Here is a 15,911-nt window from a genome sequence, read left to right on the forward strand (position 1 = left end):
ACTGAGTAGGTTGCACCTGGAATACCTGAGGTGATTGCGCCTGTTGCGCTATCTAATAGTGCGCCATCGGTTGGTGCTGGTGCTGTCCAAATATATGTTCCGCCTGGTGTGGCTTCTGTGGTGACTAAACCGCCTTCGCAATTTGGTGTGTAACTAAAACTTGAGTCTTCGCTTGGTAGTAGGGTTAAACTAAATGCTGTAGTGGTTGGACAGGCACCATTTGTTGTGTATTCTACTAGATAGGTCGCACTTGGTGTTCCCATTGTCACTTCGCCTGTGGCCATATCTATTAATGCGCCATCGGTTACTGGTGTGCTGAAATCAAAACTGCCGCCTGGCGTGACTACCGAACCTGCATCTACTGTGCCGCCTACACAACTTGATGTCATGGTGAAGGTGGAATTTTCTCTTGGTGTAACTTCAAGAAAAAATGATTCTTCTGGTAATTGACTTACTGTAAAACAGGTTGAATCTGATGTTGCTTCTATACGTATAAAAATTTGATCTCCATCTGCACCAATATGAGGACTAGATAAAGCTCCAGTATCTGCAGTTGCGTCAGCTAAAGTATTATGATAAGTTACTATGTAATCTGTATTAGATTGAGTCCCTAAAATAATTGGTGTTTGAGCTTCCAAATTAAACTCTGCCATAGTATCATTAGGCAAAGTATCACATTCTGTAATGTTTGTAACTGGGTTAATAATATTACTAAAAGAAGTTAATGTAAAAGTTGTTGAAGAAGAACAAGACTGAGTTAAAGCATCTTCAATTTGAGCAAAAATTGGCAATCCTCCATTTGTACCAGCATAGTTTTCTGGATCTGCAATTGGATTATCATTATCTAAATCCATTTGACTTTCGTAATATATTATTGTGAAGTCTGTGGAAGATTGTGTGCCTAATACATCATCATCATTTTCGGTTAAATCAAAAATTGCTCCAGCACCAGAATCACATGAGGTTAAATTTAGTGCAGGATTGGCAGTAGGACCTGGAATAAACTCAATAGTAATAGGATCTGGACTAGCTTGGCAAGTGGCAGAAAACACAATATCAACACTATATACTCCTGCATCATTAACATTAATTACAGGACCTGTTTCTCCAGGAATTTCAACACCATCTTGGTACCAAGTGTGTGTTGCTCCAGGCACATTAGTATCTAATACAATAGGATTACCTTGACACACAGCATTACCTGCTGCAATAGTAATATCATCTCCTAAATCACCTCCAAGACTAAATGTACCTGCTCCTAAAAATACAGCTGCATCATATGCAGTATCAGAACCATTATTTGCATCATCGGCAACTACTAGTTTAATAGAATATGGGTTGTTAGGAGTTACATTTGAAAAGGCTGTCATTGGTACAGTCCTTCCTAAATAATTTGTTGGACTTGAATCAGGATCTGCACCTCCAAAACCATAATACTCATCAAAAAAAGTGACATTTGCAGATGCACAACCAGCATTATAAGCATTATCTCTAACATTGAGTACAGAAACAACATCTGTTGTTCCTGGAACTATTGCTAAATTAGTTGTTATACCAGTGGTTTGATCTGTTAATAAAAATGCGAAAGCATCTGTAAACGTACATTGAAAAGTACCATACTCTTCAGAAGCAAAAATAAATTCGAAACTTATACTACTTGCAATAGGCACAAAATCAAACTCAATGTATGATGCATTTGTAGTACCACTAATATTTAAACCAGGTATAGCATTTTCTAAGTCTGCATCACCAACCCAAGCGTTATTACCGTTACTTTGGGTTCCTGACTCAGGCCCTTCTGCAGCATTAGCATCTCCAGAACACAATATTAATCCACTATCAAAAGGGAATGCACCATTACTTCCAGAAAAATAACCTATTCCGTTAGAACTCCCATAATTTGTACCTGTTACGCCTACAATATTTGATACTGCTGCACAGGGACTATCTATTAAAACATCAGTAATTAATTGTTCAGTAGTATAAGTGGTTTGATCTACTTGAATATAGGGACTTAATACAACAACATCTATAGTTGTTGTTTGTGTACAACCTGTAGGATTAGCATCTGTTACCGAGAAGGTTACAGTGTATGTTCCTGCATTTGTAAATGTATGAGAAACAGACGCTCCTACTCCATTTGTTCCGTCTCCAAAATCCCAATTGTATGTTGCTCCTGTGTCGTCCTCAGAAAAAGTAGCACTTCCATTAAAATCTACAGACACACCAGCTCCAACCTCAACCACTCCTGCTCCATTTGCCATTGGATTTGTACTATCTATAGCTGGCGTAATAGTTTGGCAAGCTTGCAAGCAATTTATTTCTGCCTCCCAACCTGGACCAGTATTAGTGGCATTACTTACAAAATTAATTGTAATACAACCTGAAGGGTTAGTTGCGGTTACTGTACCTGGTGGCGACGTACTACCAAAGTAAGTTCCTATAACGGTTCCTGTAGTATCATCACCATCGTAAATAGTTAAATTATCTAATAATGCAGTGCTAAATGAATTGAATACTAATTGTATAGTTTGATCTGGTCCATCAGGACAAATAGTTATTGTAAAATCTTCATCATTAGAATAGCTATTTGCAGATCCTCCTGTGTCGTAAAAAGTTCCACCACAGTTATTTACTGTACCATCTTGCATTAAAATATCTTGCGAAAAACTATAAAAGAATGAAAATAAGAGTATAAAGAGTAATAATCGTTTCATAATAATGGATTAAATAGTTTACAATTATACTAAATATATGTTAAAAACTTAAGTTTATATACTCATAAAACCTCTTTTTAACATATTAAATTTAAAGACTAAAAGCAATCTTATGTTAGAACAAAAAGTTATTAAATACGTATTTAAAAGCTAATCAGAATTTAGCTTTTAATAGTTTTGTGTTTTAACGCGTTAATTTTAATACATAACAATAGATATAAAGCTTATCATAATTTTTAATTTTGAAATGATTTTGATAAAATTGATATCTATAATTGTTTTTGATTTTCTGTTAATACTTACAAAACAGTACTGTTTGTCTAGTTTATAAGTCATACAAAGATAATTTTACAACATTTTTTTTTATTTGATATAGAAAAAACATTTTTGTTGTAGAATTACATAACATTAATATAAATTTAAAACTATGGAAAAGTGGATTGACAAAGGAATTATTTTAGCTTCTGAATATGGCATTAAGATTTTAGGAGCAATTGTTATATGGATAGTAGGTTCGTGGGTAATTAAAAAACTCATAAAAACGACTAGAAATGTAATGACAAAAAGAGGTTTTGATATTAGTCTTCAAAAATTTCTAATAAATCTTGTTGGATGGATTTTAAAAATACTTTTAATATTAGCCATTTTAGCTAATCTTGGTGTAGAAACTACTTCGTTTGCTGCTATTTTAGCTGCAGCAGGTTTAGCTGTTGGCTTAGCTTTACAAGGGTCTTTAGGAAATTTTGCTGGAGGCGTTTTACTTATGATTTTTAAACCTATAAAAGTAGGAGATTTAATAGAAGCTCAAGGCGAAATTGGCGTAGTTAAAGAAATAGAGATATTTACTACTAAATTGGTTGGCTTATCAAATAGAGAAATAATTATACCAAATGGAGCCTTATCTAATGGTAACATAATTAATTATTCTACTGAAGGGACAAGACGAGTTGATTTAGTATATGGTGTAGGTTACGACTCTGATATTAAAACTACAAAAGAGGTATTAATGAATGTGTTAACTTCTCACCCAAAGGTATTAAATGATCCTGCTCCAACAGTAAACGTTATGGAATTAGCCGATAGCTCTATTAATTTTGCTGTAAGACCTTGGTGTAATACTGAAGATTACTGGACTGTTTATTTTGACGTTACCGAGCAGACCAAAGAAGCATTAGATGCTGCAGGAATAGAAATTCCTTACCCACATCAAGTAGAAATACATAAAGAAAACTAATTATTTACTTTTGTTTTTGGCTTTAATGCCACAAAATCTTTTAAATAATAAGGCTCAAAATAAGCGACATCTTCGGTGTCGCTTTTTTTATATTTTTCGAAGGCCAACGTACTCATTTGGTGTGCTGAAGGTAGTTTTCCTTCAACAAAAACTGCATTTTCATGCTTTATAATGGTTTTTGTTTTTTCTACGCCATTGCCTATAAAGTAAACTAGACCATTAGATAACTCTTCTTTAAAAGATTGCGAATCTAAAATTTGTGCTTCTATAGTTCTTATTTCTTTTAATTCTGAAGAAAAAATAGCCGAATACACTTCCATACGTCTTGCGTCTAGCATAGGAATTATTAACCCTTGTTCAACTTCGACTTGACTCGCTAAAGCTTTTAATGTTGAAATAGAAATTAAAGGAATATTTAAAGCATAACTTAATCCTTTTGCAGCCGAAACACCTATGCGCAAGCCAGTATAAGATCCTGGTCCTTTACTTACTGCAATTGCACTTAAGTCTTCAGGTTTTATTTTAGACTTCTCTAACACTTCATTTATAAAAACGTGTAAACGCTCTGCATGAGAATAATTATTGCTATAATCTTCTTTTAAATACAAAGTCTCTCCATCTTTAGACAGTGAGACTGAACAGTTTGTTGTTGAAGTTTCTATATTTAAAATATAAGCCAAGTTATTCTGTAATTGGTTTACCTAAATAAAAATCTAAAACTTTTGTTTTAAATACAAAATCATATTTTGCGTTAATTAGAGATGCTTCTGCATTAACAAGTTGTATTCTTGCTTGTTCTAAATCAAATGCATTCATAGCGCCAATATCGTAACGCTCTTTAGAATTATCGAAAGCCAATTGCTGCGCTGTTAAAGAAGATTTTGCTGCTTCGTAAGCTCTAAATGCTGCTTTAGCATCTGTAAATGCACGCTGTATGTTTGCTTCTAAATTTAGTTTTGTTTGCTCTAAACCTAGCTTCGCATTCTCCTCTTGGATTTTAGATTTTGCTACTGCCGTTTTATTCTGATATTGTGAAAATATTGGAATGCCAATATTTAATCCAAAACGATGCCCTTTTTGGTTATTTAATTGGTCGAAAAAAGAAGCTTCTGTATCTACTAAATTTGTGAAAAATACGTTAGAACCAAAACCGTAGCTTGCGCTAACTGTTGGTAAAAATCCACTTTTAGAAATTTCTGTTCCAAGCTCTGCACTTTCAATATTTTTTTCAGCAACTTTTACCTCGTATCTATTTTCAAAAGCATAATTGAGAATTGGTGCAATATCATCGTAAAGCAATGTTGACGATGGATTATCCACCTCGATTACTGCAACATCAAAGCCTTGAAAAGGCACTTGTAATAATTGAGATAGCGTTAACAATGCTAAGTCATAATTGTTTTCTGCTATTGTTACACTTTGTAAATCTCTACTTAAAGTAGCTTCCGCATCGTAAATATTTGCCCTTGGTTGTACGCCTGCATCAACTAGCTCTTTAACACGACTTAACTGTGTTTGCGAAAATTTATATTGTGCTTGAGCTGTTGCTAAATTTTCTTTATTAAATAGAATATTAAGATATGCGTTTACAACATTTAAAGAAATATCATCTTTAATTCTGTTTAATTCTAATTGATTGGTTTCTAAATTTAATTGCGACTGCTTGTATAAATTTGTTAACCTAAAGCCATTAAAAATTGTTTGGTTTGCTCCTATATTTACACCTGTACTGTTGTCTGTTCTATCTACAAACTGACCTGGAAAAAGCTCTCTATTCCCTAATGATAATGAATGATTTATATTACCATTAACAGAAGGTAAAAATTGCCCTTTTGCTGCTTTTATATCTTGCTCATTTAATAATAATGTATTTTGTGCTTGTTGCACAGAAATATTATTTTCTAGCGCATGGTTTACAGCTTCTTGTAATGTCCATTTTTTGTCTTGTGCGAAAATACTAACACTAAAAGCGCATAGTAGAATTAGTATATGGTTTTTATTAATCTTCATCATCGTTATCTTCTTTTGAGGCTTTATTCCAAACCTTGATTTTATCTCCTTCTTTTACACCTTCAGTAATTTCTACATTTATTCCATCTGAAAGGCCTAATTCTACATTAATTTTTTCGAATTTACCATCCTCTTTTTCCACTTCCACAAATGGCTTTTCTGTAATTCTATTAAATTGAAGTAAAGATTCTTTAATAACCATAACGCTATCTTTCGCTTCCATTTCAATCTCGGCATTTGCGCTATAACCTGCTCTAATTTTAGTAGATTGCTCTACTTCTACATCTGCTTTAATTGTAAATTGTACAGCGCCATTTTCTTCTTTTCCTTTAGGTGCTACGAATGTTAATTTTGCTGGAAATTCTTTTTCGCCAATGGCTCCTAAAATAACTTTAATGTCTTTTCCTTCTTCTAACTTACCTACTTCTGCCTCATCTACTTTGCCTTCAAAAATCATTTTGCTCATGTCTGCAATAAAAGCGATTGTGGTTCCTGCATTAAAATTATTGCTTTCAATAACTTGATCCCCTTCTCTTACAGGAATTTCTAATATGGTTCCTGGAATTTGAGCCGTAATATTTGTATTGGCAGAACCACCTCCAGAAAGCGATCCTCTTTTTATAATTTGGTAATTATTTTGAGCTTGACGTAGTGTTTCGTTTGCCTGATTCATAGACAACTCGCTATTTTCGAAATCTTGTTTAGAAATTACTCCTTTTTCAAATAACGTTTTATTTCTATCGTATAAGGTTTTAGCATTGTTATAGGCTAATTTTGCTGAAGAAATTTGACCATTAGCTCCTACTAGACTTTGCTCGTTTGGCACAACTCTAATTTTTGCAATAAGATCTCCTTTTTTAACAATATCTCCTTCTTCTACTAAAATCTTATCTATAATACCAGAAATTTGAGGCTTTAACTCTACTTCTTCTTCTGGGTTTAATTTCCCTGTTGCCACAGTTTTTGTGTTTATTGAAGTGTAAAATGGAGTTGCAGTTTTAAAATCTTCTACAGATTTTGAATTAGAATCTTTAAAATACTTCAGCACAAATAAAAGTGCTACGAGCAGTCCTAATCCTACTATAATTTTTAATGCTTTTTTCATTTTGATTTTGATTTACTCTTTGGTTTAGTTATAATTTTTTTTTTTGATTGATTTATTCTTCTCTTAAAGCGTCTATTGGTTTAATACTTGTTGCTTTAAATGCTGGTATTAAACCTATTAATGTCCCTAAGATTATTAGTATAGCTAATGCAATAAACACTACTGTAATAGATACAGAGGCGTTTACTAAAACAGCATCTGGACCTTGGCCAACCTGTGCGTCTGCAAACATTAGTAATAAGCCTCCACTTATAATACCTAACAAACCTGCTATTAAAGTTATAAAGACAGCCTCTAATATTACTTGTCGTTTTATTTCAAAAGGTGTTGCTCCAAGTGCACGACGAACTCCTATTTCTTTTGTACGTTCTCTCACTGTAATAAGTAAAATATTACCAATAGCAAATACACCAGCAAACAATGTTGCAATACCCACAAACCAGGTTAGTGTTTGCATACCTGTTAAAAATCCTGTGATTTTTGCAAACTCTTTACCAAGGTTAAAACTACCAAAGGCACGATTATCTTCTGGGTGTACTTTATTTAAGTTTCTTAAAATTAGTTTGGCGTCTGATTCGATTTGAGAAATATCGTACTCTGGCTTTCCTGTAATCATCATCCATCCTATATTTTCTCCCATATTATAGATTTGTTGGAAAGTAGTAAACGGAATATTCATATCGTCTGATGGACCCATGTCTCCTCCTGTTTCAAACATACCAACTACTTTAAAATTCATACCGTTTAATTGAATATATTCTCCAATCATTTCAGCATCTTTCTCAAAGAGTTGCTTGTATATTTCTTCTGAAATGGCAACGACTTTTCGGTTTTCGTCTATATCTGTTTGATTAATAAAACGCCCTTTAATCATTTTCTTTTTCTGTACTTGATCTAACAAAGGGTAATCTCCACTAACACTAAAATTTCCGGACAGAAACTTATGAATAACTAATGCTTGGTTTCTGTTTCTTGGCACCACAAACTCAATTCCATCTACATTTTCTTCAATTTTTTTTGCATCGCTTATTTTAAGCTGTACTTGTCTGCCTTCTTGGAAACCTTTAAACGGTTTGCTAGTACTTTGCGCCCAAACAAAAACACTATTGGTTGCAAAATCTCCAAACAAACGGTTAAAAGAATTTTCTATACCACGAGCAGAACCTAATAGAGCAATAAGCAATAAAATTCCCCACCAAACACCAACCATAGTTAGTGCAGTACGAAGTTTGTTTTTTGTTAAACTATCGTAAACCTCTTGCCACGTATCTCTTTCTAATAAAAATCTAATCATCTCTAAGTGCTACAATTGGTTTAATTCTCGATGCTTTTTTTGCTGGCAAATAGCCTGCTAATCCTCCTGCAATAATAAGAGTTATAGTTGCTCCAATTACTAAATTTAAACTTACATAAGGGTCTTTTATAAAGTATTTTTCTAAACTTGGTCCTATTAATTCTAAAATTCCCATACCTAATAATAAGCCAAGAAATCCAGCTATAATTGTTATTAAAATAGATTCTAAAAGAATAATTAATACTATGGATTTTGGAGCAGCTCCAAGTGCTTTACGGATTCCAATTTCTTTTGTACGTTCTTTTACAATAAAAATCATAATGTTACTAATCCCAACAATACCTGCTATTAGAGTTCCAAATCCAATAACTAAAACAAGTATGCCTAAAATAAATGTCATTTGCCCAACTGCTTTAGATTCGTTTGCCAAATTTCGAACACGAATAGCGCGTTGATCGTTTTGAGAGACCATAAAACGGTCTTTTAATTTTTTGGTAAGTACATTACTAAAACCAATAGCTTCATCAAAACCCATTTTTGGATTGTAGGTCAGGTTTATTTGATCTACATGGTCGTTATTACCATAAATTTGTTGTGCTGTACTCACTGGCATATAAATTAAGCGTTCTTCATTATCGCCTCCATCGTCACTAAAAACACCTACTACTTTATATTGAATGCCATTAAGGTTTATATATTTACCTATTGCTGTAGTTTTTAAAAACAAATCTTCTTCTACTAAACGACCAATAACAACAACCTTAGTTTTGTTTAAAATGTCTGATTGGTTAATGTAGCGTCCATAAGTTACTAATGTATTTTCTAAAAACTGATGGTCTGGATTTACCGCACGAACACTATAATTGCTTTTTTCGTTTCTAAAAGTTGCAACAACATTTAAATAGATTCTTGAGGTAATATATTGTACTTTATCGCCAAATTCTTCTTCAATCCATTTCTGATCTTTATTTTCAAATTGAATTTGTCGTCCTGCTTGTAAACCATTACTGGCTTTTGAAGTTCTTCCTGAATTAATAAAAATAGAATTCTTGGCATCATCTACAAAAGCAGAATCAAAGGTGTTTAGCAACCCATTAGTCATCCCAAAAAGTAAGGCAAATAATAAAATCGCAAAGGTTACTGTAAAACCAGAAAGTAATGTTCTGGTTTTATTCATATTAATACTTTGAAATATTTCGCGCCAGAGGTCTCTATCAAACATACTTAGAGGCTCTTACTTGTTCTACAAATGCATCTTCCATAATAACACCATCTTTAAGTCTTACAATACGTTTACACATACTTGCAATATCCTCTTCGTGCGTTACCATTAAAATGGTTTTACCTTCATCGTTTAAGGATTGAATAAACTCCATTATCTCGTGCGACGTTTTAGTGTCTAAAGCTCCTGTTGGCTCATCTGCTAATAATAATTTTGGATTTGCTGCTAATGCTCTTGCAATGGCAACACGTTGTTTTTGTCCACCAGACAATTCGTTTGGTAAATGGTTTGCCCAGTCTCTTAATCCTACTTTTTCTAAATGAAATAATCCTTTTTCTACACGCTCTTTACGTTTTAAACCTTGGTAGTATAATGGTAAAGCAACGTTATCTAAAGCGTTTTTATAGTTTATTAAATTGAAGGATTGGAAGATGAAACCTAAAAATTTGTTTCTATAAATAGCTGCTTTTTTTTCGGTTAAATTTTTAATAGGAACATTATCTAAAATATAATTGCCTTCGTCTGCTTCGTCTAGCATTCCTATAATATTAAGTAAGGTTGATTTTCCTGATCCTGAAGAACCCATTATCGCTACCATCTCGCCAGCTTCTACAGACAGATCAATTCCTTTTAATACATGTAAACTAGAATCTCCTATAGGGTAGGATTTGTGTAGTTTTTCTATTTTTAACATTGTTGGTGGTTTTTTGCATTATGAGTACACATAATAACCATTAGACTACAAAGGACCCATTTTGTTACACCAATTGTATTAATAAAATGTTAAAAAATACTTAGTTGGTTTTTTTGGAAAACTTTTTATAAATCACAAAGCCAATAATACCAACCAAAATATATGGCACAGACATAAGATAAATTATACCATCGTTAATACCCTTTGCAGCTGTTTGGTCGACTTCGTTTTCTAAAACTGCTCTACACATTGCGCATTGCGCGTTTGCTCTTAAAAAAGAAAAGAGTGAGAAAAGCAATAAAAATAATTTGTTTTTCATACTAAACAGTTTTCGACTGCGCTCGAACAGACATTATACATAATAAGGCGAAATCATTAAATATACAATAACACCTGTTATTGCTACATATAACCACAACGGAAAAGTTATTTTAGCAATACGTTTATGTCTTTCGAAATTATTACTAATGGCTCTTACGTATGTTATTAGTACAAATGGAATTACAATTACAGACAATAATATATGTGATAATAAAATAAAGAAATACACATATTTAATAGTACCTTCTCCTCCAAATTTAGTAGAATCGCTGGTCATGTGATACGCAATGTACATGAGTAAAAAGCAAACAGATAGTGAAATTGCCAACTTCATTAAGCGCTCATGTAATTTACGGTTTCCTTTTTTTATGGCTACCACAGCGATAATTAAAACTAATGCTGTAATTGCATTAATAGTAGCGTAAATGGGCGGTAAAAAGGTTAATGGTTCTACATTAATTCCTAAATCTTTAAGTTTAATACCAAAAAGTCCTGCTACTGCTAAAGGGATAATTATAGATAACGCAACAATCCATTTATTGTATTTTTTCTCGTTTTGTATGTTCTCTGGTGTATTCATTATTTAAGATTCTTCACTTCGTTCCTCGTTCTGAATGACATACTAATTTTTTTAAAATTAATCAGTGTAATTCTAAATACATTCTTTAAAAGAGACGCTAGCTGCTTTTTATTTATTCATTCAATAGTTTTGCAATATCTTCCTTTAGCATTGTGATTTCTTGTTCATTACCATCTTCATCTAGTTTTTCTTGCTCACTAATTACTCCTTTATAAAATATTTTTGGGTTGCCAAATGCATCCTTTCTAGAGCGCATAAACCCATTTTTATCAATTAAAGCAAAATCTCCTGAGTGTTCAAAACCTATATCATCATCTTCTACTTTACCAACAAAAATATTAAAACCAACATTGGCAAGTTTAAAAATAGCTTGTTCATCTCCTGTTAACAAATTCCAATTAGGATTTGTTATTTCGTATTTTTCGGCATAAGCCTTTAAAACTTCTGGTGTATCTACTTCTGGCATAATTGTAAAAGATGCAACACCAAAATCTTTATGATTTGTAAATTCGTTTTGAATGTCAACCAAGTTTCTATTCATACGAGGACAAATCGTAGGACAGGTAGTAAAAAAGAATTCTACAACATACACCTTACCTAAGTAATCTTTGTTTGTTACTGTTTTTCCATCCTGATTGGTAAAACTAAATTCTGGTACTCTTTTGCGTTCTCCATTAATTTCTAAAAAGGACAAATCTGAAACTTTTTTAGAGTGTTCTTTTGTTGAAATAGTTACACTTCTGCTTTCATCTCTAGTAACATCGCTATTCTTTAATCTATCTACTATTTTTGGTACAAAAATGATTCCGAATAAGAGAATTATAAATGCAATACCTATATATGAATAATTTGTTTTCTTATCACTCATTGTTGTTATTTTTTAAATCGTTTGCTCTACGAGAATTAGAATCGAAGTTGCCTTTACGCTTTTCTCTAACTTCTTGAAATAGCACACGCATATCGTCACTCATTTTATTTTTTAAAATAGCTACTTTGTTACAATTATAGGCTACTAATGGATAGGCCAACATGCCTGCTTCTATTTCCATTTTTGTGCGATCGTCTAGGCGTCCACGTTGATTTAATTCTTTATCTATAATATAAACTTGATGCGTTGCGAAGTTAGCGTCCAAATCCTCTCTTGTACTAAAACTATTATGTAATCGCTTTATATCATTAGCGTTTAAATACACAAAATGCCAATACTTTAATTCGCTATACTTTGCTAATTCTTGCTTTAATCGCTTAGCTTCTTCTTTTGCTTCTAAAGGCGTAACTACTAGTAACTGAAATTTTTTAAACCCTTTAAATTTATCGTAAACCATTTCCTTTAAATTGGAAGCTGGTATTATATTTTCTTCGGGATTGTTTCCAAAAAAAGCGACAACAGACAAATGGTTTTTAAGTGTTATTTGGGAGTTAGTATTAGAGTTTAGATTTTCAAAATCTAAAACATTCTCTTTAACAACTTCTAATGTATTATAATTGTGTTTTGCAGGATAGAGCATGATTAAAAAAACAACAGGAAGTACAAACAATATACTTAATACTATATACTTTTTGATGTCTTTATTTTTCATAGCTTTTATAGAGATGCAAAAATAAAAAAGGTGGTTTAAATAAACCACCTTTTTCTATAATTTAACGTATATTTTTAATTAAAAATCTCGCTTAACGTATCCATTTGTATATACACTTTCAATATAACCTCCTTCTTGTAGAAGAATGAAGATTAAATAACAAATTAAGAAAATACCAGTCCATACTACCATTTTACGAAACGCACTAGTTTCGTCTCTCATGTGCATAAAATCCCAAGTAATATAGTAGGCTTTTACTATGGTAAGTATAATAAAAATCCAGTTTAGTAACTTCATTCCTAAAAAATGACTATTTAAAGATTCTGGTTTTATAATACCTAAAACAACTTCAATTGCTGTTACTATAGTTAAGAAAATTAAAACACCCCAAATTTTTTGAGTGTTGGACTTAAACTTTAGAAGTCCTCTAAATATTGCTAATTTATGTTCGTGTGCCATTTTGTATGTTGTTAAATTTTCTTTTAAAGAAAACGGTAATTTTTTTAATTATACTAAGTAGAAAAATGTGAATACGAATACCCAAACTAAATCGACAAAGTGCCAATATAATCCTACTTTTTCAACCATTTCGTAATTTTGTCTTCGCTCGTAAGTTCCTAAAATTACATTAAAAAATATAATGATATTAATAACTATACCAGAAAATACGTGAAATCCATGAAATCCTGTTATAAAGAAAAAGAAATCTGCAAAGAGTGCAGGTCCATATTCATTGACATGAAGATTTGCTCCTTGTACAAATAGTTTACCATTATCCTTTATTTGTTTTAAGGATTCTTCTCTAGAGAGTACTGTTTTATGACCATCGTCATTAATTATTTGTGTTCTTACTAGTACGTTACTATTTGCTTTTAAACCTTCGTAAACTTCATTTATAGTGTAAGCTGGCAAAGCATTTTCTCCAACAAACCATAATCCATTTTTTCTTACGTGTTGTACACGCTCGTCTGGTATTGTTTTTGCAAAATCAGCAACAGCAACACGCTTAAACTTTTCTTCTCCATCTATAGTTTTATACTCACCAAATTGGAGAATATTTCCACCTTTAGTTTGTACTGCTCCGTATTCTCCCTTTATAAAGGTATTCCATTCCCAAGCTTGCGAACCAACAAATATAATACCACCAATAATTGTTAAAAACATGTACCATGTTACCTTTTTCTTATTCATGTGGTGTCCAGCATCTACGGCAAGTACCATAGTCACAGAAGACATAATTAAGACAAAGGTCATAAATGCCACATAATACATAGGTGCTTCTACACCATGTAAGAAAGGAAAGTGAGTAAATACTTCGTCTGCAATTGGCCAAGAATCAATAAATTTAAATCTAGAAAAGCCATAAGCAGCTAAAAATCCTGAAAACGTTAAAGCATCGGAAACGATAAAAAACCACATCATCATTTTTCCGTAACTTACTTTAAGTGGCTGATTTCCACCAGCCCAAGTTTTACCTTCTGTTTCAGTAGTAATAACTGTAGTGTCCATATTGGTTATTTAGTATTATAAATATTGCACAAAAATAATGATTTTATTTATCTAAAAAAAGACAAAAATAAAAAGAGATACAACCACAGAAAATCTACGAAGTGCCAGTAAGTGCCTGCTAGTTCTAGTCCAAGCATATTTTCTGCATCATATTTTTGTTTAAAATGATTATAAATTACGTAGAGTAAACATAGTAAACCTACCACGACATGTAAAATATGTACAACTGCTATTAAGTAAATGTAAGACATAGTTACATTACTTGTAGGACCTGTAAAATGATATCCATCGTCTATTATTTGCTGAAATCCAGAAATTTGATTGAAGATAAAAAACACGCCTAATACAAATGTTGTAATTAGCATGGCAGTTGCCAACTGTCTATTGCCTTTTTTTGTTGCTTTATTCGCAATATAAAAAGTAATACTACTTAAAATAATTACAAAAACACTTATTAAAAATGCGGTTGGCATTTTAAAATCGCTTAGCCAGTCTGGTCTACTGCTACTTACAATAAATGCACTTGTCCATCCTGCAAACGACATTACTAAAGATACGATACCAAACCAAAGCATCATTTTTTTAGATCTGTTTGTTTTCTCTTTTAAAGTTCCTTGAGTTAAGTCCATATTATCTTATAAATTTATCGGCTACATACACAATTTGTAATAAAGTAATATACAACACGCTAGATAGCATAAGTTGTTTGGCCGCTTTTTCGGTCATTTTTTTAAACAACTGTATTGCAAAATACAGCATACCAAGCCCTAATAATAAAACGAGTATTGCAGCAAAAATTGAAAGCTCTAATCGACCAGTGATTCCTAAAACTGGTACTAGAGATAATAATATCGTCCACACTGTATAAATTATAGTTTGCACTGCTGTGCCTTTATCTTGCTTACCTGTTGGCAACATAAAAAACCCTCCTCTTTTGTAGTCTTCAAACAAAAACCAACCTATGGCCCAAAAATGAGGAAATTGCCAAAAAAACTGAATAGCAAATAAGGTTCCTGGCTCAATACCAAAATCGTTTGTTGCTGCAACCCAACCTAGCATAAACGGGATTGCACCAGGAATTGCACCTACAAAAACAGATAAAGGTGTTTTAGTTTTTAATGGTGTATAAACGCAAGTATATAAAAAAATAGAAATCGCTCCAAATAATGCTGTTTGAGGGTTAATACTATATAAAATAGCAATCCCTAAAAGTGTGAAAATAGTTGCAATAATAAACGCTGTAGTTACAGACATTCGTCCTGCAGGAATTGGACGGTTTTTTGTGCGATGCATTAAAGCATCTAAATCTTTTTCTATAATTTGATTGTATGCGTTAGATGCTCCAACCATAAAATAACCACCAAAAGCTAATAGTACAACTGTAGAAAACTGTACTGTCTCTGCGCCTAATAAATAACCTGCTATAGAAGAGAATACAACGCTTAATGCTAAACGCATTTTCGTGATTTCTTTAAAATCTGAAATTATAGAGTGTTTTTGTGTAGATGTAATTGTAGTACTCAAAACAGGATCTTAGTATTGCTCGTTTTTTGCTTTTGCAAAGATACAGTGTAAAAGTAAATTTATAGTAAAAAAGACAGGCTTTTTGTTTATAGTGAATAAAACTATATATGATTGATTAAAA

At 32.3% G+C, this 15,911-nt stretch carries 16 protein-coding genes; 1 reads left to right on the forward strand and 15 read right to left on the reverse strand.

Annotation, left to right across the window (positions count from 1 at the left end; all coding sequences use genetic code 11):
* Positions 1–2,717, reverse strand: a 2,717-nt coding sequence (locus tag ACVC5O_RS08605; RefSeq protein WP_452221073.1) for a choice-of-anchor L domain-containing protein, incomplete at its 3' end; no start/stop codon positions are given.
* A 427-nt stretch (positions 2,718–3,144) separates the two neighbouring features.
* Here ACVC5O_RS08605 and ACVC5O_RS08610 point away from each other — a divergent pair.
* Positions 3,145–3,951, forward strand: a complete 807-nt coding sequence (locus tag ACVC5O_RS08610) for a mechanosensitive ion channel family protein (RefSeq protein WP_452221074.1) — start codon at positions 3,145–3,147, stop codon at positions 3,949–3,951.
* Here ACVC5O_RS08610 and tsaB read toward each other — a convergent pair.
* The 14 genes from tsaB to cyoE all read right to left on the reverse strand — a co-directional run bounded on the left by tsaB (position 3,948) and on the right by cyoE (position 15,790).
* A complete protein-coding gene (gene tsaB, locus ACVC5O_RS08615) occupies positions 3,948–4,631 on the reverse strand; it encodes a tRNA (adenosine(37)-N6)-threonylcarbamoyltransferase complex dimerization subunit type 1 TsaB (protein ID WP_452221075.1) in 684 nt (227 codons plus the stop codon). The two genes, ACVC5O_RS08610 and tsaB, sit on opposite strands and share 4 nt — an antisense overlap.
* A 1-nt stretch (position 4,632) precedes the next feature.
* A complete protein-coding gene (locus ACVC5O_RS08620; RefSeq protein ID WP_452221076.1) occupies positions 4,633–5,964 on the reverse strand; it encodes a TolC family protein in 1,332 nt (443 codons plus the stop codon).
* Positions 5,951–7,066: an efflux RND transporter periplasmic adaptor subunit gene (locus ACVC5O_RS08625; RefSeq protein ID WP_452221077.1), complete on the reverse strand. Its 1,116-nt coding sequence runs from the start codon at positions 7,064–7,066 to the stop codon at positions 5,951–5,953. The genes ACVC5O_RS08620 and ACVC5O_RS08625 overlap by 14 nt, the downstream gene beginning before the upstream one ends.
* A gap of 52 nt (positions 7,067–7,118) precedes the next feature.
* A complete protein-coding gene (locus ACVC5O_RS08630) occupies positions 7,119–8,360 on the reverse strand; it encodes an ABC transporter permease (RefSeq protein ID WP_452221078.1) in 1,242 nt (413 codons plus the stop codon).
* Positions 8,353–9,582, reverse strand: a complete 1,230-nt coding sequence (locus ACVC5O_RS08635) for an ABC transporter permease (protein ID WP_452221079.1) — start codon at positions 9,580–9,582, stop codon at positions 8,353–8,355. Before ACVC5O_RS08635 ends, ACVC5O_RS08630 begins: the two co-directional genes overlap by 8 nt.
* On the reverse strand, positions 9,575–10,276 hold the full coding sequence (locus tag ACVC5O_RS08640) for an ABC transporter ATP-binding protein (protein WP_452221080.1): 702 nt from the start codon (positions 10,274–10,276) through the stop codon (positions 9,575–9,577). The genes ACVC5O_RS08635 and ACVC5O_RS08640 overlap by 8 nt, the downstream gene beginning before the upstream one ends.
* Before the next feature lie 100 nt (positions 10,277–10,376).
* Positions 10,377–10,595: a hypothetical protein gene (locus ACVC5O_RS08645; protein ID WP_452221081.1), complete on the reverse strand. Its 219-nt coding sequence runs from the start codon at positions 10,593–10,595 to the stop codon at positions 10,377–10,379.
* Positions 10,596–10,628: 33 nt separating this feature from the next.
* Positions 10,629–11,177 (reverse strand): DUF420 domain-containing protein, encoded by a 549-nt coding sequence (locus ACVC5O_RS08650; RefSeq protein WP_452221082.1) that lies wholly within the window; start codon positions 11,175–11,177, stop codon positions 10,629–10,631.
* A gap of 112 nt (positions 11,178–11,289) precedes the next feature.
* Positions 11,290–12,045, reverse strand: a complete 756-nt coding sequence (locus ACVC5O_RS08655) for an SCO family protein (protein ID WP_452221083.1) — start codon at positions 12,043–12,045, stop codon at positions 11,290–11,292.
* Positions 12,038–12,757 (reverse strand): hypothetical protein, encoded by a 720-nt coding sequence (locus tag ACVC5O_RS08660; protein ID WP_452221084.1) that lies wholly within the window; start codon positions 12,755–12,757, stop codon positions 12,038–12,040. The genes ACVC5O_RS08655 and ACVC5O_RS08660 overlap by 8 nt, the downstream gene beginning before the upstream one ends.
* A 78-nt stretch (positions 12,758–12,835) precedes the next feature.
* Positions 12,836–13,216, reverse strand: a complete 381-nt coding sequence (locus tag ACVC5O_RS08665; protein WP_452221085.1) for a cytochrome C oxidase subunit IV family protein — start codon at positions 13,214–13,216, stop codon at positions 12,836–12,838.
* 48 nt (positions 13,217–13,264) lie between these two features.
* Entirely contained in the window at positions 13,265–14,266 is a 1,002-nt protein-coding gene (locus tag ACVC5O_RS08670) for a cytochrome c oxidase subunit 3 (RefSeq protein WP_452221086.1), read from the reverse strand.
* A gap of 47 nt (positions 14,267–14,313) precedes the next feature.
* On the reverse strand, positions 14,314–14,895 hold the full coding sequence (locus ACVC5O_RS08675) for a cytochrome c oxidase subunit 3 (protein WP_452221087.1): 582 nt from the start codon (positions 14,893–14,895) through the stop codon (positions 14,314–14,316).
* 1 nt (position 14,896) lies between these two features.
* Positions 14,897–15,790 carry a heme o synthase gene (cyoE, locus tag ACVC5O_RS08680; protein ID WP_452221088.1) on the reverse strand — a complete coding sequence of 298 codons (894 nt, stop codon included), beginning with the start codon at positions 15,788–15,790 and terminating at the stop codon, positions 14,897–14,899.
* Between the last annotated feature and the right edge of the window lie 121 nt (positions 15,791–15,911).

This window comes from Lacinutrix salivirga (genome assembly GCF_053604675.1).